Origin of the sequence: Bifidobacterium rousetti (assembly GCF_008698235.1) — a bacterium.
GTDB lineage: Bacteria > Actinomycetota > Actinomycetes > Actinomycetales > Bifidobacteriaceae > Bifidobacterium > Bifidobacterium rousetti.
The window spans coordinates 21879-43688 of record NZ_PEBH01000001.1 but is presented as its reverse complement, the minus strand read 5'-3'; the positions used below and the strand labels follow the sequence as shown (position 1 = coordinate 43688).

The following is a 21810-nucleotide window of genomic DNA, read 5'->3' as shown; positions in this document are numbered from 1 at the left end:
TCCATCACGGTCTCTCCCAACCCCGTCACCCTACGGGTCGGGGAGACCGTGGCATTGGATATACGGGTGTTACCCGAAGGGGCGCCACAGGACGTGACCGTGGTATTCGACCATCCCGACATCGTGTCGGTCAAGAGCGTTGAGGGCGGGTACTCGCTGACCGCCGTCAAGGATGGTACCGCCACCCTCACCGTCGCTTCCACGGCCGATTCGGCCGTGACGGCCCTGATACCGGTCACGGTCGTGTCGAACATGCTCAGGTATGGTCCCGCCACAGGCTTCAACGGGGACAAGGCGACCGTAAACGAGGACGGCACGCTGAACCTCACCGGCACGGCAGCGACCGGCTGGACGGGCTTGAAATGGGAACAGGATATCGCGGCATTCCCACCGGGCACCACCTTCACGCTGGGATGCTACGACCTACCCGACGAACTCGAAATCATGTTGCAATTCAACGGCAACACGGCCGCCACGCACATGTTCACCAGCCCCGCCCGCAACAGCTTCAAGCCTACGGGCGTGGTGCCAGCCGACGCGAAAACCGTGTTCATGGCAATCCGACGACACAACACCGCAAGCGATTTCACCGTCACGAACGTCAAGCCGATGTGCAACACCGGCAGCACGCTTCTGCCGTTCGAGGCTCCCGCCGACATCAGCTTCAACGGGGGGGCATGAACTGATCCCATGGCGATACCCCGCCCTGCCTACCACAAGCAACGGCATCACGTTCACGCAGGATGGTGACGGCGTGCGCGCGAAGGGCACGGCGACCGGTTGGGCTTCATGTGATGCCCGTATCACGTTGGAGGCGGGCGACTACGAACTGTCCGCCACCACGCCCAATAGCGGCGTTTACGCGTCACTAATCAAGACGAGCGAGACCAGTTCGACACTCTCGACCCTCACCGCGAACCCGAATCGCGGCACCGTCGACGCCGGCACGTACCTGATGCGCGCCGGCGTCGTCTCACACGTGACCGTTGACGCGACCATCACGCCCACGCTCACCCGCATCACCTGAAACACACTCTGTTTGGACAGGCATGGGCCGCGACCCTGCCAGCGTCGGACTGGCTGTTCACCAACATCCCCTACACCATCTGACCTCTCGGGGTCGGTGTCCTAATTCTTCCCCGCGGGGTCTCTTAACCTTTCTTCGCCCCGCGGGGAACCTCCCCTCATTCGCACGGAGAAAGGCACTTGTTTTTGAAGAAAGGCACACTCATGAACATCGTCAACATCGCCGTACCGCAGGTCCAGACGTTCGACTTCACGGTCCCGGGCGTGGACGGCGTGCACCACATCCCGCTCATGGAATACCTGCCGAAAAAGCTGGTGCGCGCCTACCTCGACCTGCAGTCGATCGACGACGAGCAGGCCAGGGGCACGGCCGCGGACGACTGGATGAGCAGCGTGTTCGCCCAGTACTGCCCCGAACTCGACCTCGACGACAAACCGTTGAGCTTCACGCAGGCGATCATGTCCGCGTGGAGCGACGCGTCCAACGGTGATCTGGGGGAATCGCGGGGCTCCTCCGTCTCTGCGACGAGCACGGGGGCGCCCTCGACCATGACCTCCTCACCCGCACCGGATACACCCTCGATGATGTCCCCGACCGTCTGAACTGGACGAGTCTGAGGCATTTCGTCCAGTACCTCGGCCCGGACAGCACGCTCCTGATGGAGACCCGGCCCGAACTGGCCGGGTGGACGCGCGCCAACATGCTGACCGCCGCACTGGTGGACGCGGTGAACATGCTGCGCTGGGAGCTGGCCGCCAGGGACACGCCCAAGGGCAGGCCGAAACCGAGGAAGCCGGAGCCGATACCGCGTCCCGGCGTCCGCTCGAACGTGAAACGGTACGGACGGGACCCGATCCCGGCAAGCCGGTTCAACCAATGGTGGCATCGCAAGGCCGCCGAAAAACACAGGAACAGATAAGGGAGGCGGCGCATGGCCAGCAGCGATGGAGTCGAGGTCGCGAAGGCGTTCGTCACGATCCTGCCGGCCATGCCCGGCATCCAGAAGGACATCGCGTCCGCGTTCAACCCGGCCGCCGCGAACGCGGGCAAGCAGGCCGGCGAGAAGGCCGGAGGCGGGTTCAAGGGCGCGTTCGGCTCGGGCATCAAGGGCGTCGGCGGCATGTTCAAGAGCCTCGCCGGCGTGGCGACCGCCGCGTTGGGCGGCATCGCGTTCGGCAGCATCGTGTCCGGCGCCGTCGAAGCGTCGGATGCGACCAAGAAGTTCGCGTCGACATTGCAGTTCGCCGGCATGGGCAAAGACCAGATCGCCGGACTGACCGACAGCGTGCAACGGTACGCGGACCAGACAGTGTACGATCTGAGCGACATTCAGAACATGACCGCCCAGCTCGCCAGCAACGGTGTCCCGAATTTCGAGAAGCTCGCCGAGGCGGCGGGCAACCTCAACGCCGTGGCCGGAGGCAACGCAGAGACATTCAAGTCGGTCGGCATGGTCATGACCCAAACGGCCGGCGCCGGGAAGTTGACGACGGAGAACTGGAACCAGTTGTCCGACGCGATCCCGGGGGCGTCCGGCAAACTGCAGGAGGCCATGAAGGCCAACGGCGCGTATGTCGGCAACTTCAGGGACGCCATGGAAAAAGGCCAGATCACCGCGCAGGAGTTCAATGACGCGGTGATGCAGCTCGGCAGTTCGGACGTCGCGAAGCAGGCCGCTACCAGCACGAGTACGTTCGAGGGAGCATGGGGCAACCTGCAGGCCGCAGTCCAGAAAGGCACCGTCGAGATCGTCGACAAGGCCATGCCGTCGATCACGAACGCGATGAACGGATTGTCGAACGCGGCCCCCGGCGTGTTCGCCGTGGTTGCTGGCGCGGTGGGCGGGCTGGTCGGAGTGTTCGGACAATTGGGTGATGCGATCGGTCAGGCATGGTCGACAGTCCAAGGCTCCGACGCGTTCCAGACGCTGTCGGCCACCCTTCAATCGGCGTCCGGATCCGTGCAGGCATTCGTCGGATCGCTGGGTTCGATGATTTCCGGCTTCTCCACAGGTGATGGTGCGGTCTCCACGTTTTCCACAATCATAAGTGGATTCAGTGGACTGTTCACGCCGATCATCACCGCCTTCTCCTCTGTCGTCGGCTGGGTATCGAAATTCATCACCGCGATGGCAGACACTGGTGCCATCCAATCGTTCTTCACGGCGTGGGGCGACTGGATCGGAGGGATGGCGCAGTTCGAGGGCACGATCGCGTCCATCGTCACTGGCATGGGGTCGTTCGCCAGCGGCGCCAGCACTGCTTCCGCTGCCGCGGGACTGGTCAGCGCCGCGATGGATGCCGTATCCGCTGCCGTGCAGACGGCTGTCGGTTTGCTGCAGGGACTGTCTGGTTGGGCGGCCGATAATACCGGGCTGCTGCAGACGGCGTTTGCCGCCATTGCCGGCGGCTTCGCCGCATTCAAGGCATACACCGTCATCACTGCGGCGGTGTCGGCGTTGAAGGGGTTCAATCTGGCCACCACCGCGGCCAGTGTCGCGACCAAGGCCGCCACGGTGGCGCAGGCGGCGTTCAACGCGGTCATGAACGCGAATCCGGTCATGCTGCTCGTCACCGCGATCGGAGCCCTTGTCGCCGCGTTGGCGTGGTTCTTCACGCAGACCGAAACCGGCCGGAAGCTGTGGTCGCAGTTTACCGGGTTCCTCATGGCCGCGGCGCAGGCGGTGGGCGCGTGGTTCTCAGGTCCGTTCGTCCAGTTCTTCCAGTCCACGTGGCAGGCGATCCAGACCGGGTTCGGCGCTATCGGCTCGTTCTTCTCCGGAGTGTGGGACGGGATCGTATCCGTCGCCCAGACGGCGGCGGGCATCATTTCCACCGTGTGGGACGGGATCGTCACGGCCGCGAAGGCCGCGTTCACCTTGATCGCAACGGTGGTGCTGACCCCATGGCAGCTCGCGTTGACCGAATTGGGCAAGGCGTTCGACTGGCTGAACACGAACGTGTTCCAGCCCGGATGGTCCGCGATCCAAGACGTGTTCTCCAGCGCGTGGTCATTCATCCAGACGAACATCATCAAACCGTTCCAGGACGGGTTGAAGACCATAGGCGACGCATTCGACTGGCTGAACACCACCATCATCCAACCCGTGTGGAACGCGATCCTGTCGACATGCACGACCGCGTGGAACACGTTGAAAACCACTGTGTTCGACACGTGGAACGCCGCGGTCAAGGCGATCGGCGACGCGTGGAACTGGCTGTACACGAACGTGATACAACCTGTATGGAACGGCATCCAGACGGCGTTCACGACCGCGTGGAACATCATCAAACGAGTGGTCATCGACGCGTGGAACCGTGAGATACAGGGCTGGGGTCGCATCTTCAACTGGCTATACAACAACGTCGTCAAACCCGTATGGGACGGCATCAAATCCGTGTTCACCTCGACGTGGAACTGGATCAGCCGCAACGTCATCGACCCGTTCAAGCAAGGCGTTGACAACCTCGGCAAGGCCATGCAGAACATGAAGGACATGGCCTCCCGCGCTTGGGACGGGTTGAAGGAGGCATGCGCCAAACCGGTCCGCTGGGTCGTGCAGACCGTGTACGAGGGCGGCATCCGCAAGGTGTGGAACGGTGTGGCCGACGCGGTCGGTTTGAAACTGAAACTGCCAGCCGGACCGAAGTTCGCGCGAGGCGGCGTCATGCCCGGGTACACGCCGGGCCGTGACGTCATGATGGCCGCCGTCTCCGGCGGCGAGGCTATCATGCGCCCCGAGTTCACGCGCGCCATGGGCAAGGACTGGATCTACATGATGAACCGTCTCGCCCGGCAGGGCGGCCCCAAGGCCGTCAGGCAGGCGGTCGCAGGCTCCATGCCCGCGTTCAGGGACGGCGGAGTCGTCGGGTCGATCAAGTCCACACTCGGCAACATCGCCGACGGCGTGGCCGATTTCGTCTCTAATCCGTCCGGGTTCGTCACCAATCGTATTCTCGCGCCGGTCAAGGCGCAGATCGCCGGGTGGATGACCAACCCGTGGAACCGGATGATCGTCCAAATGCCCGTCAAGTGGGCGCAGGCGCTGGCGGACAAGGCGAAGGACGCGATCGGCTCGATCGGCGCCGGCATCGGTGGCGCGGTGTCGGGCATGGTCACGAACTTCAAGGCGTCTGCGGGCGTGGCCCAGTGGACGCCGCAGGTGCTGACCGCCCTCGCGATGCTGGGCCAGCCCGCCTCATGGCTGCAGACAGTGCTGCGCCGCATGAACCAGGAGTCGGGCGGCAACCCGAACGCGATCAACAACTGGGATTCGAACGCGAAGGCCGGCCACCCGTCGCAGGGCCTCATGCAGACGATCCCGTCGACGTTCGCCGCGTACGCGGGACCGTTGCGTTCCCGCGGCATCCTCGACCCGCTGGCGAACATCTACGCCGGCTTGAACTACGCGATCCACCGTTACGGTTCGCTGGCCGCATTGAATCGGCCGGGCGGGTACGCGCTCGGCGGCATCGTACCGATGCTCGCCAAGGGCGGCACCGTCATCCGCGACGGGGTCGCGATGGTCGGCGAGAAGGGCCCGGAGCTCCTGAACCTGCCCGCCGGCGCCCAAGTGAGGCCCCTCGGCACGACGGTCGTGAACCAGTCGTACCGGACGGAAACCGCGGGCACGTCCGACGACGACCGTCTCGTCGACGCGCTGGCCACGGCCCTCGAACGGCTGCCGGTCGTGGTGACCTACTCCGGCGCGCGGGCGGCGGCCATCGCGTTGGCGCCCGCCATGAGCGACGAGATCGGACGACTGCAGATGAGAGGTGTCTGACATGGATTGGGATACCTACGGGCGTACGCGGGTCACACACCCCGAACCGCCCGACGGCAGCGGATTGACCATCAACGGCGAACCGTTGCACAAGCTCGGATTGTGGCTGGCCGACAACCCGGAGCTCGCGGCCGCGACCCCCACGGCCCAGTACACCAGCATCCCCGGCACGTACGGGTCCGTCGACACGAGCCTGTACGACCTGTCCGGGCACATCCTCACTGGCCGCCGCGACCTGACCATCCACTTGGTCACGGCGGGCGACGAGCCCGAGGCGACCGAAACCATGAGGAAGGTCGCCGCATGGCACGGGACGACGGTCTCCGTATGGTGGAGGCTCTGGCCGGGCACGCTGCACGGCGTGTGCTCCGTGGGAGCGTGGACCGAGCACCGTGACCTGAACGCCCGCTTCCAGGGCCTGACCGCGGACCTGACCATATCCTGCGAGCCGCTGATGGACGGCACCCCGCTGGCGTTCACGATCGACGTGGACGGGGCGACCGCGCGCATCGAGGGCAACCGGCCCACAGGCCCGCTCGTGCGGACCACGCCGCCGGCCGCCACGAAACGCCTCTACCTGACGTTCGGCGACCGGCAGCTCGTGTTCAACCACGATTTCAACGGCGCCGAACAGCTGGTCGTGGACTGCACCGGGCGCAAGCCCGTCAGCCGGATCGGCGACGCCGTGCTGTTGCCGTCGGTCGATTCGGACTATCCGGTACTGGTCCCGGGATTCATGTCGTGCACGATCAGCGCCGGCGAGATGACCGTCACCTACACGCCGAAATGGATGATCTAAGGGGAGTTGCCGTGGTCATACGGTTCATGCTGTTCGACTCGATGGGCGTGCAGAAGGCGCCCACGCTCGACCTGTGGAACGCGGTGCGGGAACGCACGATCGGCGACTCATGGAAGGACTCGTTCCAGGCGGACTGCGCCGGAACGGTCGACAAGGGCATGTACATCGTGTTCGAGGATTACGACGGCTGGTGCGAGTACCGGGTCACCGCGCCGGACGACATCCGGCAGGACGCCGGACCGTCCGGCAACATACAGGCGGTCAACAGCGTGCAGGAGCTGGACTCGACCAGCATGTTCGACGAGCACGGCTTCCACGAGACCGGGATCGGCGTGCGCCGCGCCGCCGAGGCGTGCATCAACGGCACACGCTGGTATGTCGGCGACCTCGACGAGACGGACGAGCATGGGACGCGTGTGCTGCATGACGTGTCGTTCGACCCCGGGACCGGCGGATGGACGGCATTGCAGCAGGTCGCGAAAACATGGGGCTTGGAGATCTCCACCACCATCCGCATGGAATCCACCAGGGACAGTGTGGGGCAACGGTACGTGAACCTCACCCGGCACCGGGGTTCCACGACGCCCGTGTCCCGGTTCGAGTATTCGGCCGACCTGAAGAGCGTGCGCCGCACGTTCGACGCGCGCGAACCCGTCACCCGCCTCTACGCGTTCGGCAAAACCGTGAAGGACGAGACTAACGGCACGGAAAGCCCGGTGACGGTCGAGCCCATCATCGGCAAACCGTACATCGACGCGGACCCCGGCATACTGGACAGGTGGGGTGTCGCCGGGCCCGACGGCGACCGGCGTCCGTTGATCGGCAGCGTCTCGTACACGGACATCGAGGACCCCGGCGCCCTGTACGACAAGGCGTTGGAGCAGATGAAGACCTTGTCCGCGCCGTCGGTCTCCTACGAGGCCGAGGTCACGGACATCCCCGGCATGGACGAGAGCCTGACCATCGGCGACGCCGTGCAGGTCATCGACACCAGTTTCACGCCGGACCTGCGGTTGGAGGCGCGGGCCATCGGCATCAAACAGGACCTCGTCACGGGGTCCCGCGTCGTCACCCTCGGGTCGATCGTGGAAAGCCTCGCGGAGAAGCAGACGATCATCACCCGCACCGCGCAGACGGTCGCGGAGGGCAAGCCCGTGTGGGACGCGGCGTCGGGCATCGCGGACGCGGCCCACTCGACCGCGACCGACGCGTACAACGAGGCCACCGGCCTGTCGGAGAAGGTCGATACGGCTGTGTCCTCGGCTACGGCCGCGCAGACGACCGCCACGGCGGCTCAAACTGCCGCGTCTGCGGCGGATTCGACGGCCAAGGCCGCTGCCGCTCAGGTCGCGCTGGTGGGCGGCATGACGGATGTGACGTTCACGGTGGCCGAGTTCGGTGATGGGTTGTCCGTCACGAAGGCCGTCACGAATCTTCCCGCGTCGATGGTGGCGGGCGCTCCCCCCGTGCGCGCCCAACAGGATTTGTGGGGCGTCTGCCAGCCGATCGTGCTGGATCACGATTCCGACGAGTCGATTCCGGCGGGGTCGATTCGCGTGGATGTGAAATCGAAGCCGACCGCCGATCTGATCGTCCGGCTGGCCGCGTTGAAGGGAGCCGCGTCATGATCGTGCAGACCCCTGCGGGCGGTGGCGTGCAGGAGACGCCCACCGACCAGTTGACCTCGACCGACGTGCTCCTGTTGCACGCGAGGGCCGGATTGCAGATGGTTCCCGCCGATGATGCGGTGGCCGTCGCCTGTAAGGCGTTGGGCGTGGACACGTTGACGTTGGACGAGTTGCAGTCGAACGCGACGGTGCTCGCGCAGGTCAAGGACAGTCCCCTCGCGGCCGCGTGCATCCGGTTGTCCTCCGAAGCCGCTCGGGCGTTGGGTTTGGACGAGGTGGACGTGACCGACGCGGAGCAGATGACCGCGCTCTCGAAGGACACGGCGAAGCTGCTGGAGTTCTGCAAGAACGGCAAGCTGTTGGCCCGTATGGCGCGCTCCACGGTGAATTCCGGCACTATGAGCGTGCTCAAGGCCATCAACCAGTCCGCCACGCTCCTCCAATGGGTGTACCAGAGCGTGGCCGCGTCTGGCTGGTTCACGGCGAAATCGACCAGCTATCAGGATGGCGTCGCGAGCCTGAACACGTACGGTACCGCTTCGGCGGCGGCGAACTGCATCATCCTCACCGCCACCGGCTACTGGAGCACGGCGAGCACCCAGTTCACGAACGTCTTCGTCAACGGCGAGCAGGTCAGCAACGGTTCCCTCGTGAACACGAGCCGACCCACCACGGTCACGAAGACGAACATCGGTGCCGTGTCGCTTCCGGTGACGACGTGGACGGAGACGAGCGACGCGTATGCGGCTATGGCCTCCTACACGGGTCTTGACCTAGGTGATTCGATCTGGCAGTACCCCGATTCCGCGTCCCTGACCACTGGCGGCGTCACGTTCACGCGCAGCGGCGACAGAGTCGCCGTGAAGGGCACCAGCTCGTCGGGCGCATGGCCGGTTTATGGCAAGAGCGTCACGCTTGCGGCGGGCAAATACCATCTCGCCATCAGCGGCGCGGTGAACGTGAAGGCCGAAATCAAATCCGGCAGCACGTCCTATCTGAACACGGGCGCAAGCAAGTACGAGGCCACGTTGAACGCGGGCACGTACAACCTGAACCTGTTCGTCAGCCCGTCGACCTCGGTGGACGAGACCGTCACACCGTGGCTGGTGAAACTCTCCTAACCCCCAAACAACCAAACCATAAGCCACTCCACATCGGGGTGGCTTTATTGTTATCCGAAAGGAAGTCATTATGGCTTTGGCCTCGAACCGGCGCATCCCGGTCATCATCAATCTGGCCAACGACTACCAGCCGCCCATCCGATTGAATCAGGGCGATCTGGCGGGCCGTACGATCCGCGTGGTCGTGACGGACAACGGCGCGCCCGTCACCGACAGCCTCAAAGCGAGACTCACCTATAACACGAACCCGGCGGATTCGACCAGTGTGGGCGATTTCGTGCCCATGAACCCGGTCAGCGGGGCCGCGACGGCCACGTTCGAGAAACCCGTGCCCACCTCGGCCCTCGCCCGGTCTGGTGAGATCATGATGGGCGTCGACGTATTGGACGGCGACACCGTCATCGCGTCCCGCCCGTTCAAGGCGCTCGTGGACCCCTCCGTCATCAACTATGATGCGACCACCGACGACGGGCGCGGCTATTTCGAGGCCATGCTTAAGAACATTCAGGATTACGCGGACTTGGCTCAGGAGTATGCTCAGGCCGCGCAGGACGCGGCCGCGAACTTCGGCATCAGCATCGGCACCGTGGACACGGTGGAACCGGGCGGCAAGGCCACCGCAACTTTGGACAAGAACGCCGGCCAGAACATCCTGAACTTGGGTATCCCGCAGGGCGAGGTGGGACCGCAGGGCGTCGCCGGACCGCAAGGCCCCACGGGACCGCAGGGGCCGAAGGGCGATGTGGGCACCGGGTTGCGCATCCGCGGCTCCGTCACCAGCAAGGATGATCTGCCGACCTCGGGCGTGGAGCAGGGCGACGGCTACCTCGTGGGCACCGATTTGTACATTCGCATCGGAGACAACTGGGAGAACCAAGGTAGTTTCACCGGCCCCGCAGGAGCCGCCGTCTACCTCGCTTCCGTGAAGGTCGAACCGAGCACGACCGTCGCCAAAAGCTCGATCACGTTGGGTCCGAACCAGACGATCAAGGTCGGGGACACCATCCTCTCCAGTGATGGCCGCACGTATCAGGTGCAGACCGTCGCGGACGACAACTTCACCGTCGGCACGCTCATCAGTTCGATCAACGTGGGTGTGGCCGGCCCCAAGGGCGACAAGGGCGAGACCGGACCCCAAGGACCGCAGGGCCCCAAGGGCGACAAGGGCGACAAGGGCTTCACCACCGTGAGCGCCGAAACCGTCGAGGGCAGTGCGGTCACGGCCACGCTGAATGGCACGGATTTGCATTTCGGTTTGCCGACCAAGGGAGCTAAGGGCGACACCGGCCCCGCAGGACCGAAGGGCGATCCGGGTGAGCGTGGCCCCCAGGGGCCGCAGGGCGAGCGTGGCGCGACCGGCGCGCAGGGTCCGGCCGGTCAGGACGGCCGTGACGGCGAGACGCCGAGTCTGTCCGGTTACGCGACCCAGTCGTGGTGTCAGAGCAATTTCGTGGACAAAGGGGATTACCAAACCCTCAAAGTTCAGTCTGGTAGTTGGAGTTGTGGCACTCTTGCTGAGCAGGAACGCAAGGATACGTCAGTATCGTTTTCGGGGTTTTCGCAAACCCCGATAGTCGTAGCGACGTGCAATTCGGCTAGCGTTAATGTCCACACTAACGGGGTTACATCTAGTGGCTGCAATATACAAGTCTGGAGCATGTATAACAACAGCGCCTATGGCGAATGGTACGCAATCGGCTACTGAGGTAATTACCAAACCCTCAAAACCGATTCCGGTTCGTGGGGCGGTTCCGGTCAATGGGGGTCCACGAGGATCAACTTCAACCAGAACTTCACCCGCACGCCGGCCCTGACCGTGAACGTGGGACAGGCCAACGTCAACGTGGTGACACAGACGCTAACCTCCAGCGGCTCAACGATCGCGTGGTACATCACAGACGGAGGCACGGGAAGTGTGAACGGCACATGGAGTGCGGTCGGAATCTAGAGTCAGATTCCGACCGCACTCCAGTCGGGGTCCACGTTCCCGTACTGCTTAGAAGTTGGTTGCACCCTTAGCGCCATTGATATGCACTCCACCCGAATCAACCATGATGTTGTAACCGCCGAACTGGATGGCACTGTAACTCGGAGTTAGGTCCACTCGCGCAGCGCTTCCGTACCGCAGGTGTGTGGATGATCCCCCGAGAGACAGTGTGGCGACTCCACCACCAAGGTCGATTGACTGCGCATCAGGGTTAAAGGTTTGGTAATACCTCAGCTTGAGCCGATGGCTGTCCATGATCCGCTAGCGGTCGATGCCGCACCCGGCGCGTACGCCTGCACGGAGAAACCGCTGCTGCTCACGCTATCCGGGTGGACCGATACGTTGGCCGCTCCGCATGTCACGCACACCACAGGCGTGGAGCGGAACGACTGGTTGAAGTACACTCGCGTCGACTGCATCTCGCCAGACGCCAGCGAACCGATTCGCCAACTACCGCTCTGAATCAACGGGGATTGGTAATCCTACGCAAGCCGGTTTTGGCCGTTTGGGCCGTTTGCGAACACGCCGCTTGATGTGACCATTACGTTGTAGCTACCGTACGCGATGGCCGCGTAACTGCCTGTCAAATCGACGTGCGCGCTACCGTAGTTCAGGTTCGATGAACTAGCCTTCAATTTCAGTGTTGCGTCTCCTCCACCGAGGGTAATCGACGTCGCCGTGGTGTCGAAGGGTTGGTAATGCTTACGCCAGCTTCTTTTGTCCCGAGGGACCATTCGCAAAAGCACCTTCTGGAGTAACCAAGAAGTAGTAATCACCATAGGCTATTCCTGCTCGACCAGAGGAGAGATCAACGTGCGCATCACCATAGGCAAGATTGGCTGAACCACTTTTGAGCGTCAATTGTGCAGGACCGCCACCGAGGGAGATGGTTGATGCACTCGGGTCGAAGGGTTGGTAATACCTCAGAAGTGGGTTACACCTTTTGCACCATTGATGTGAACCCCGTTCGCATCAACGATGACGTTGTACTGACCATAGGCGATTGCCGTGTAGCTAGGCTCACAATCGGTGTGACTGTTGCTGCCGTATCTCAGGCTGGCCTCCCCGGATGACAGAGACACATTGGCTGCACCTCCACCGACTGTAAGGGTGACAGCATCGAGGGATTGGTAATACCTCAGACACCAAATGCGTACCAGAAAATCTGCCCGGAACGTGGAGATGTGTGGGCCACGTATCCCTGCACGCTGAAGCCTGTCGAAGAGATGTTCTTCACATGCACGACAAGACGCGCCTGATCCGAGCCCACTGTGACTGCTGGCGGATTGGAGAACCTTCGATTGAAACTCACGTTCCATTCGCTGGACCCCTGTCCGTCCAAGCTGAAGCCGAGCGAGCCACTGTCGGCTACAGGGGTTTGGTAATCCTATGCGAGTTTCTTGCCATTGGACCATACACCGTCTGACTGTACGGTCAGGTTATAGTTGCCAAAGGCCATCCCGGCATATCCAGAGGTAACGGCTACCTGAGCTGATCCATAGGCGAGGATAGCCGCCCCGCTTTTGAGGGTCAACGTCGCAGGGCCTCCACCAAGGTTAATGTTCACCGCGTCCGTGTCGAAGGGTTGGTAATCCTCTAGGCGTTCAGTAATGCCTTCTCCCAAGTGCGTTGTGCGTCTTTGAGGACGCTGAGGTCTGGGCGCAGGTAGTAGCGTGCCGTGGTCTGGATCGACGTGTGGCCTAGGGCGCGGCTGACTACGGTGACGTCCACTCCTGCGGCCAACGCGGTCGTAGCCCAACTGTGGCGCAGGTTGCGGCGTGGCACGAGCGGCAGGTCGTTCTTGCGGCACCACGCGCGGTATTTCCGGTCCACCTGCGGCGGGGTAAGCGTGCCCACGAGCCGGCCTTTGCGTTTGATCTGGCGAAGCCGGTTGACCGCGAAACGCGGCAGGACCACGGCCCTGCGGCTCAACGGCGTCTTCGGCGGCACGGTGAGCTCACGCCCGTTGACCCATTGCACGCAGCGGACGATCCGCGTCTCGCCCGTCACCAGATTGATGTCGCCCCATTCGAGGCCGTGCGCCTCCTCAGTGCGCAATCCCAGGGTGACGGAGCAGATGAGCCATGCTTCCAATTCATGCCCGAAGAAGCCTTGCAATAGGGCTTTGACCTGACTCGCGTCGAGCACGTCGGGCCTGTAGTCGGGCTTGCGTGGCGGCGTGACCCGCATGGTCACGTCCACGTCCAACAGTCCCCATCTGACGGCCTTGCGGAGCATGGCGCGCAGGACGCCCCACGCCTTGGCCGCGCCTCCCCTTGTGGGGATCGACGCGAGCCACGTCTCGATGCGTTCCACATCCAAGTCCGTTAGCTCGCAGTCACCGAGCTTCACGATATGCGTGCGCCATGCGCTCTCGTACCCGGTGATCGTGACCTCGCGCAACCCTGCCAGTGACGGCCGGTAACGGCGCGTCCAAAACTCCTGTAACAGCATTTATCCTCCAATAATCCCCCACGCCCGATGGCCCTATGCTACCGGCATCGCGTGGGGGATTCCGATAGTAAAGGAGCCTCGGTTTGACTGAGACTGTGCCCGTTTGGGCGGTGATTCTGACGGCGGTTATTGGGTCGGGAGCCTCGGGCACGCTCGTCGCGTGGATGCTCCAACGCATCGACCGGCGTAACCGGCTGCTGACCAAGGACGATCTGGACAAGGCGTTGTCGGACAGTCCGATCATCAGGGAGATTCTGACGAAGCTCGACCGGGATTGGAACCGGTTGAACCAGTTCGAACTCAACCAGTTGCGCGCCGAACTGTTCGCACACACTCGAAGCCGCACCCAGCACGAACGCCAGCTCGAAGCGGGCAAGGAGTACGTGAGCAAGGGCGGCAACGGTTTGGGCCACGCGCGTTTCGACTGGCTCACCAAGGACTACGAGCAGAGACTAGCGGACTGCGACTGGGATTACACGAAAACCCACCACAACAACGATTAAGGAGAATCATGGCATTACAAGGAATTGACGTGTCGAACTGGCAGAAAGGCATTGATCTGACTGCTGTCCCGGCCGATTTCGTCATCAGCAAGGCCACGCAGGGCACCGGCTATGTGAGCCCGGATTGCGCGCGGCAGGTCGAACAGGCTCGGGGCGCGGGCCGATTGTTTGGCGTCTACCACTACATCGACGGTTCCGACGCGGCCGGGGAGGCCGACTGGTTCGTGAACAATTGCGCGAACTGGACCGGCAAGGGAATCCTCTGTTTGGACTGGGAGTCGAATCAGAATCGGGCGTGGGGCAACGAAGCGTACCTCGAAAGGGTCATCGAGCGTGTGATCGACCGCACGCACATCCCCCCGATGGTCTACGTTCAGGCGTCCCGTCTCGCTCAGGTCGCCCCCATCGCCAAGCGGCATGACTGCGGCCTGTGGGTCGCCCAGTACGCGAGCATGAATGCGACCGGCTATCAGGAGTCGCCGTGGAACGAGGGCGCGTACTCGTGCGCCATCCGCCAGTACACGTCCGCTGGACGGTTGAACGGCTGGAATGGGAACCTCGATTTGAACAAGTTCTACGGGGACAAGACAGCGTGGGTCGCGTATGCGACGGGCGGCACCACGCCCAAGCCGGAGAAACCATCCGTCCCGCAGATCACGGTCGATGGCTACTGGGGCAAAGCCACCACGCTGAGACTCCAGCAGGTGTTGGGCGCACCCTATCAGGACGGTCTCATCAGCCGTCAGAACCCCCAGTGGAAAACCCGCTGCCCCGGATGCACCGACGGCTGGGAGTGGAAGCTGGGTCGCGGCGGCTCGCAGACCATTTCGATCATCCAGCAGCGTCTCGGCGTCACCCCGGACGGGCTGATCGGACCCAACACGATCAACGCTCTGATCCAGCGGTTCAAGCCGGAATCCGGCGCGACCGTATTGGACGGCCGTCTCGACGGCCCCTCCATGACCATCAAGGCCATGCAACATCGTCTCAACCAGAACAAGTTCTAACGAAAGGAGCCTATTATGGCTGAACACAAGGAAACCACGACCATTCCCGGCCTCACCGCTGAGCGAGTGAAGGCCATCGCCCTGCTCATCGTCCAGTTGTATTCGATCGCTCAGACCGGCCTCTCGTTGGCCGGCATCAGCCAACTGCCGTTCACCACCGATCAGGTGAGCACCGCCATCACCGGCGTGATCGCGGTCGCCACCTCCATTTACGCATGGTGGCGCAACAACAACGTCACCGAGGCCGCGTTCGCTGGTTCCCAGTTGACCAGGAGCATCAAGAACGGCGACATCGACACCGTGCAGGGGACGAGCGCGGCCCCGGACGTGAAGCCCGTGGACGACACCAGCCTGTACGCGCGTGACGAGAACGGCGACGTGATCTATGACCCGTTGACGAACACTCCCGTCATCAACGTGGAGTGAGCATGGGCAACGTCAACACGTTGATCGACCGGATGCGCTACTGGTGCGCGTCCGGCAACCTCGGGTATGACCAGGCGCAACGCTGGGACATCCGCGTGGGCGGCGAATGCGACTGCTCCTCGCTGGTGATCCACTGCCTGAAAGAGGCGGGATTCGACACCGGGTCCAGCTCGTACACGGGCAATATGTCGGCCCAGCTCACCGTGCGCGGTTGGAGGAGACTCCCCAACAACGGCCGACCCCAGCCCGGCGACATCCTCCTCAACGACGTGCATCACGTCGCCGTCTACCTCGGCAACGGCCTCCTCGCACAGGCCAGCATCGATGAGCGCGGCCGCGCGTCGGGCGGCAGGAGCGGCGACCAGACCGACCACGAAACCAACATCCGAAGCTACTACAACTACCCGTGGAACTGCTACTTGAGGTTCACGGGCGCACAGGAAGGAAACGATATGGCGTCAGCCGCAGAAGTGTGGACCTACAACTGGCAGAACACCGCGAACGGCGGCAACACCTACAACGCCCTGATGGGCACCGCCACCAACACGGATCGTACGTGGCGGTATTTGCAGCCGAGGTTCCTTGGTTCGAAGGACTCCACCACGCGACTGCTGTGGATTCCGGGACAGGACGTGATCCCGCTCTACGAGCCGAGCGAGATGAACGAGGTCGCCGGAGATTATAAGAACATCACCGGCCACACGATCCCGACCATCCTGTTCAGCACGAAGAAGCAGCTCGACTACTTCATCTCGATCGTCACCAACAAAACCGCTGACGAACGCAAGCAGTACAAGTGACGACTACCGCCCCTCTACCCAGTACCGGGTGCGAGGGGCGGTTTTCGCGTTGCGGGAGTATGTTTCACGGGCCAGTTTTTTGCCCACATTTTGCCCACGGTCACCACCGAAACATCACGAAAAAGACCGAAAATCACCGAAATGAAAAAGCCACTCACCCTTACTCTCGTAAGGGAAAGCGGCTTATACCAACCCTCGCTCAGCTCAGCGCGTCCTTCAGCTTGCTGAAGAAGCCCTTCTTGCCGCCCGCGGCGCCGGCGGCGGGGCGGGAGCTCTGCGCCACATGGGTGGCGCCTTCGTCGTGCGAGGCGGCGAAGCGTTCGATCAGGTCGCGCTCGTCGTCGGAGAGCTTGGTGGGGATCTCGACGGCGATGTGGGCGATGAGGTCGCCGCGCTCGCCCTGCTCGCGCATGCGCGTGACGCCGAGACCCTTCAGGGTGACGGTGTCCTCCGGCTGGCATCCTGCCGGCACGGAGACGGTCTGCTTGCCGTCGAAGGTCTCGATCTCGAGGTCGTGGCCAAGCACGGCCCAGCTCATCGGCACGCGCACCCAGCAGTGCAGGTCGTCGCCGTCGCGGGTGAACTGCTTGTTCGACCTGATGCGGATGTCGACGTACAGGTCGCCGGCCGCGCCGCCGCCCTCGCCGACCTCGCCCTGGTTGGCGAGGCGGATGCGGGATTCGTCGCGGATGCCGGCGGGCACCTTGACGCCCACGTTGCGCGTCACGCGCACGCGACCGTGGCCCATGCACGAGGGGCACGGCTTGGAGATGATGTCGCCGTGGCCCTCGCAGCGCTCGCACGGCGCGGAGGTCATCATCTGACCGAGCATCGTACGCACGACCTTCTGGCGGAAGCCGCTGCCGTGGCAGTCGGGGCAGGTCGTCGGCTTGGAGCCGTCCGCGGAGCCGGTGCCGGAGCAGTCGGGGCACAGTCCGAACGTGGTGATGCGCACCTGCTCGGTGCCGCCGAACACCGCGGTCCTCAGGTCGATCGTCATGCTGGCGAGCGCGTCTCGGCCGGGCTGGGTGCGTGGGGTCGGGCCCTGCGCGCCGCCGCCGAACGCGCCGCCGAAGAACGTGCTGAACACGTCGCCCATATCGCCCATGCCGCCGAAGCCGGACTGGCCGAATCCCGCGGAGGCGTTGGGGTCGTTCGGGTCGACGCCGGAGTCGTACATGCGGCGCTTGTCGGGGTCGCGCAGCACCTCGTAGGCGTTGTTGACCTCCTTGAACTTGTCCTCGAACTGGGGTCCGGCGATGTCGGGATGGTACTTGCGGCTCATCTTGCGATAGGCCTTCTTGATGTCCTCTTCGCTCGCGGTGCGGTCGACTCCCAGCACCTCGTAGTAATCTGCCACGGTTCGTTCGGTCCTTTATTTTGGTTGTGTGCTAGCGGGTTATTGTGTCACAAGGCTCGGTCAGGGATGATCCGGGACGGTCCGGCTTGATCGGGGGCCTCGGCGCCGTCCGGTGTCGCCGGCGCGGACGGGGATGCTCCGGAATCGACCTCGTCGCCTCCCGCGTTCCCGTCGACGCCGCGGCCCGATTCCCCGGTCTCGCCGTCGGCGAGGAACGCGGTCAGGTAGCGTGCGACGGCGCGGACGGCGGCGATGGTGGTCGCGTAGTCCATATGCGTCGGTCCGATCGAACCGATGAAGGCGACGGGCTCGCCGGCCGTGTTCTCGACGGCCGCTCGCGCCACCGGCGCCGCGTCCGCCCCCGGTTCGGGGCCGGACGCCGTCCCGTCCGCCCCGGACGTGCGGTCCGTGTCGGCGTGGCCGTAGCCGCTGGAGACGACGGCGGCGTGCATGAGCCCCGGCGTGTGCGTCTCGGAGCCGATCGCGACGCCGACGCCGTCGACACGGGGCGACTCCTCGCTCAGCGCGCTCATCAGCTTCATCAGCACGACCTGCTCCTCGAGCGCGTCGAACAGGGGCGCGAGATCGGATACAGCGCGCTGGTGGGCGAGGCTGGAGGCGCCGGACATGTACAGTTCGCTCGCCCGCTCGTCGTCGGCCATCGATGCGAACGCCTGCGCGAGCCGTTCGGCGAGGGGCGCGAGGTCACGGAACCGCGGCCGGGACGGCAGGGCGCGCACCCGTCCGGCCGCCGCCGGCAGCGACAGACCCGCGCATCCGGCGTTGACGGCGTCGGTGAACTCGCCCAGATCGCGGGTGGACGGCATGTCCTGCACGACGATCGTGTGCTGGGCGACCCGTCCGGTGTCGGTGATGACGACCGCCAGCAACGTAGCCATGGCGACCGGCACGAGCTCGACGTGGCGCAGCGTGGATCTGGCGAGCGACGGCGAGGCGACGACGGCCACCTGGCCGGTGATCCGGGCGAGGAGCCGGGCCGCGCGCTGGAGGGTGTCCTGCAGGCTGGCCGATCCGGACAGGAAGCTGTCGATGCCGTTGCGCTGGGCCTTGGACAGGGGCACGACGGTGGCCAGACGGTCCACGAAGTATCGGTATCCCTTCTCCGTGGGCACACGGCCGGCCGAGGTGTGGGGCTGGATGAGATAGCCCTCGTCCTCAAGCGCGGCCATGTCGTTGCGGACCGTCGCCGAACTCACCCCCAGATCGTGCTGCTTGGTGAGCGAGCCGGAACCGACCGGCTCCTGGGAACGGATATAGTCCTCGACGACGGCGCGCAGGACCAGCATGCGCCTCGACTGGGGCATCGCGCACCTCCTTGGATCTCGCCGGACGGGCCGTTCATACGTACCCGTCCGGCAGTGTTCATCAACAATTCATGTCCCGGACCCGACCACGGCACCGGGCGTCCATCCGCCCCTCCGACCAGGGGCCGACGGCCTTCCGGACACCGTCGAAACCGGGTCCGAACCGACATGACGACCGCCCCGGAAGCCACCGAAACGGCCGTTTTCGTCTGTTTCATTGTATTAGCACTCCGATATGTCGAGTGCTAACGCGTTCGTCGGCAGCGTAGAGGCACATCCTGTGAACGCTAACAGAACAGAAGTTACCAAAACACGCCAAAATCACACCACTACGTCGCGAAAGGACGGTAACATGGGCATCGCAATGTGAGGGCGTCTTGCGCTCGGCACAAGCCGGATACGCGGCCCGACCAATTGGAAGGAAAGTAATCCATGACCGAATTCAAGGAGACCGAACTGGACGAGCGCGCCATCAAGATGGCGAAGGTCCTGTCGGCCGACGCGGTTGAGAAGGCCGGTTCCGGCCACCCCGGTTCCCCCATCTCCCTGGCGCCCGTCGCCTACACCCTGTACCAGCACTTCATCAAGCATGATCCGAACGATCCCAACTGGGAGGGCCGCGATCGCTTCATCCTTTCGGGCGGTCACGCATCCCTCACCCAGTACGTTCAGCTGTACTTCTCCGGCTACGGCGTGACCCTGGACGACCTCAAGCACTTCCGCGGCGGCGCGGACACCCGCACCCCGGGCCACCCGGAGTACGGCCTGACCCCGGGCATCGAGATGACCACCGGCCCGCTGGGCCAGGGCTTCGCCTCCGCCATCGGCTTCGCGTACGGCGAGCGCTTCCAGCGCGGCCTGCTCGACCCGAACACCCCGAAGGAAGAGTCCCCCTTCTACCACAAGATCTGGGCGATCTGCGGTGAGGGCGACATCGAGGAGGGCATCTCCGGCGAAGCCGCCTCGCTGGCCGCCAACCAGAAGCTCGGCAACCTGACCGTGATCTTCGACGCCAACCGCATCCAGATCGAGGGCGACACCAACCTGGTGCTGGCCGAGGACGTGCTCAAGCGCTTCCAGGCCTACGGCTGGTACACCGACGAGTTCAGCTTCATCCAGCCCGACGGCTCCTACAAGGAGGACATCGAGGGTCTGGCCGACGTCATCGCCAAGGCCGAGGCCGCCGCCCCGGACCAGCCGAAGCTCATCAAGGTCCACTCCCTGATCGCCTGGCCGACCCCGGGCAAGACCAACGACCCGTCCTCCCACGGCTCCAAGCTGGGCGCCGAGGCCGTCGCCGGCCTCAAGAAGATCCTCGGCTACGACCCGGAGGAGTCCTTCCACGTCGACGAGGAGGCCCTCGCCCACGCCCGCAAGGTCGCCGAGCGCGGCCTCGAGGCCCACAAGGAATGGGACGAGAAGTTCGACGCGTGGCGCAAGGCCAACCCGGACAAGGCCGCCCTGTACGACCGTCTGAAGGCCGGCGAGCTGCCGGAGGGCTTCGACAAGGCCATCGATGACCTCGAGGCCACCTTCGAGGTCGGCAAGGGCGTCGCCACCCGTGGCGCCTCCGGCTCCGTCCTCAACGCCATCGCGGCCGTCATGCCGGAACTGTGGGGCGGCTCCGCCGACCTCGGCGGCTCCAACAAGACCGACCTCAAGGGCGCCGCCACCTTCGCCCCGGCCGAGTGCGCCACCGCTCAGTGGCCGAACTGCAACGAGTTCGGTCGCCAGCTGCACTTCGGCGTGCGCGAGTTCACCATGGGCTGCATCACCAACGGCATCCTGCTGGGCTCCCACACCCGTCCGTTCGGCGGCACCTTCTTCATGTTCTCCGACTACGAGCGCTCCGCCGTCCGTCTGGCCGCCCTCATGGAGATCCCGAACCTGTACATCTGGTCCCACGACTCCGTCGCCGTCGGCGAGGATGGCCCGACCCACCAGCCGATCGAGCACCTGGCCTCCTTCCGCGCCATCCCGCAGCTCGAGGTCATCCGCCCGGCCGACGCCTTCGAGACCGCCGAGGCCTACCGCTACTTCTTCGAGAAGAAGAACACGCTGCCGGGCGCCATGGTGCTGACCCGTCAGGGCGTGCCGGTGCTCGCCGAGACCGCCGCCAAGGCCAAGGACGGTGTCCGCAAGGGCGCCTACGTCCTGGTCGACACCGAGGGCACCCCGGACGTCATCCTTCTGGCTTCCGGCTCCGAGGTCCAGTGGGCCGTGGCCGCCGCCAAGACCCTGGCCGGCGAGGGCGTCAAGGCCCGCGTCGTCTCCGTGCCGTCCATGGAGTGGTTCGAGGAGCAGGACGCCGAGTACAAGGAGGCCGTGCTTCCGGCCGCCGTCAAGGCCCGCGTCTCCGTCGAGGCCGGCGTGGCGATGCCGTGGTACAAGTACCTCGGCTCCTACGGCAAGCCCGTCTCCATCGAGCAGTTCGGCCTGCAGGGCAACGGCGCGCAGAACATGATCGACCTCGGCATCACCGCCGAGCACGTGGTCGAGGCCGCCAAGGCCTCCATCGCGGAAGTCGAAGCCGCCAAGTGACCCGTCGGCCGGTGGCCTTCGCCGCTACGGCGCGAAGGCCACCGGCCCT

16 protein-coding genes and 1 pseudogene are annotated in these 21810 nt (G+C 64.3%); 14 read left to right on the top strand and 3 right to left on the bottom strand.

The genetic code is table 11. The features are described from left to right. Positions 1-3 precede the first annotated feature (3 nt). The 9 genes from CSQ85_RS00175 (at position 4) to CSQ85_RS00135 (ending at position 11063) form a co-directional block, all read left to right on the top strand. Positions 4-681 carry an Ig-like domain-containing protein gene (locus tag CSQ85_RS00175; protein ID WP_150382347.1) on the top strand — a complete coding sequence of 226 codons (678 nt, stop codon included), beginning with the start codon at positions 4-6 and terminating at the stop codon, positions 679-681. Between the two features lie 73 nt (positions 682-754). After that, on the top strand, positions 755-1027 hold the full coding sequence (locus CSQ85_RS00170; RefSeq protein ID WP_150382346.1) for a hypothetical protein: 273 nt from the start codon (positions 755-757) through the stop codon (positions 1025-1027). 203 nt (positions 1028-1230) lie between these two features. Continuing rightward, positions 1231-1629, top strand: a complete 399-nt coding sequence (locus CSQ85_RS00165) for a hypothetical protein (protein ID WP_150382345.1) — start codon at positions 1231-1233, stop codon at positions 1627-1629. A 56-nt stretch (positions 1630-1685) separates the two neighbouring features. Beyond that, positions 1686-1946, top strand: a complete 261-nt coding sequence (locus CSQ85_RS00160; protein ID WP_150382344.1) for a hypothetical protein — start codon at positions 1686-1688, stop codon at positions 1944-1946. A 12-nt stretch (positions 1947-1958) separates the two neighbouring features. Beyond that, entirely contained in the window at positions 1959-5810 is a 3852-nt protein-coding gene (locus CSQ85_RS00155) for a tape measure protein (protein WP_150382343.1), read from the top strand. Between the two features lies 1 nt (position 5811). Beyond that, positions 5812-6609 (top strand): phage distal tail protein, encoded by a 798-nt coding sequence (locus CSQ85_RS00150; protein ID WP_150382342.1) that lies wholly within the window; start codon positions 5812-5814, stop codon positions 6607-6609. A gap of 11 nt (positions 6610-6620) precedes the next feature. Beyond that, positions 6621-8237 carry a phage tail spike protein gene (locus CSQ85_RS00145; protein WP_190972798.1) on the top strand — a complete coding sequence of 539 codons (1617 nt, stop codon included), beginning with the start codon at positions 6621-6623 and terminating at the stop codon, positions 8235-8237. After that, positions 8234-9358: a hypothetical protein gene (locus CSQ85_RS00140; protein WP_150382340.1), complete on the top strand. Its 1125-nt coding sequence runs from the start codon at positions 8234-8236 to the stop codon at positions 9356-9358. Before CSQ85_RS00145 ends, CSQ85_RS00140 begins: the two co-directional genes overlap by 4 nt. Positions 9359-9428: 70 nt before the next feature. Then, entirely contained in the window at positions 9429-11063 is a 1635-nt protein-coding gene (locus CSQ85_RS00135) for a collagen-like protein (RefSeq protein ID WP_150382339.1), read from the top strand. 1878 nt (positions 11064-12941) lie between these two features. Here CSQ85_RS00135 and CSQ85_RS00120 read toward each other — a convergent pair. Next, on the bottom strand, positions 12942-13799 hold the full coding sequence (locus CSQ85_RS00120) for a tyrosine-type recombinase/integrase (protein WP_150382336.1): 858 nt from the start codon (positions 13797-13799) through the stop codon (positions 12942-12944). Positions 13800-13882: 83 nt separating this feature from the next. Here CSQ85_RS00120 and CSQ85_RS00115 point away from each other — a divergent pair, with 83 nt between their 5' ends. The 4 genes from CSQ85_RS00115 to CSQ85_RS00100 are packed head-to-tail and all read left to right on the top strand — an operon-like array spanning position 13883 to position 16535. Next, positions 13883-14302: a hypothetical protein gene (locus CSQ85_RS00115; protein ID WP_150382335.1), complete on the top strand. Its 420-nt coding sequence runs from the start codon at positions 13883-13885 to the stop codon at positions 14300-14302. An 8-nt stretch (positions 14303-14310) separates the two neighbouring features. Further along, positions 14311-15309, top strand: a complete 999-nt coding sequence (locus CSQ85_RS00110) for a GH25 family lysozyme (protein WP_150382334.1) — start codon at positions 14311-14313, stop codon at positions 15307-15309. A gap of 15 nt (positions 15310-15324) precedes the next feature. After that, a complete protein-coding gene (locus CSQ85_RS00105) occupies positions 15325-15735 on the top strand; it encodes a phage holin (RefSeq protein WP_150382333.1) in 411 nt (136 codons plus the stop codon). Between the two features lie 2 nt (positions 15736-15737). Beyond that, positions 15738-16535 carry an endolysin-like domain-containing protein gene (locus CSQ85_RS00100; protein ID WP_150382332.1) on the top strand — a complete coding sequence of 266 codons (798 nt, stop codon included), beginning with the start codon at positions 15738-15740 and terminating at the stop codon, positions 16533-16535. A 199-nt stretch (positions 16536-16734) separates the two neighbouring features. On the opposite strand, the gene dnaJ is transcribed toward CSQ85_RS00100, so the two are convergent. Together dnaJ and hrcA are read right to left on the bottom strand one after the other, a co-directional pair. Next, positions 16735-17895: a molecular chaperone DnaJ gene (gene dnaJ / locus CSQ85_RS00095; protein ID WP_150382331.1), complete on the bottom strand. Its 1161-nt coding sequence runs from the start codon at positions 17893-17895 to the stop codon at positions 16735-16737. A gap of 194 nt (positions 17896-18089) precedes the next feature. Beyond that, positions 18090-19220, bottom strand: a pseudogene (gene hrcA, locus CSQ85_RS00090) (heat-inducible transcriptional repressor HrcA); the annotation flags it as partial. A 432-nt stretch (positions 19221-19652) separates the two neighbouring features. Here hrcA and tkt point away from each other — a divergent pair. Then, positions 19653-21761, top strand: a complete 2109-nt coding sequence (tkt, locus tag CSQ85_RS00085) for a transketolase (protein WP_107041685.1) — start codon at positions 19653-19655, stop codon at positions 21759-21761. The last annotated feature ends 49 nt before the right edge of the window (positions 21762-21810 follow it).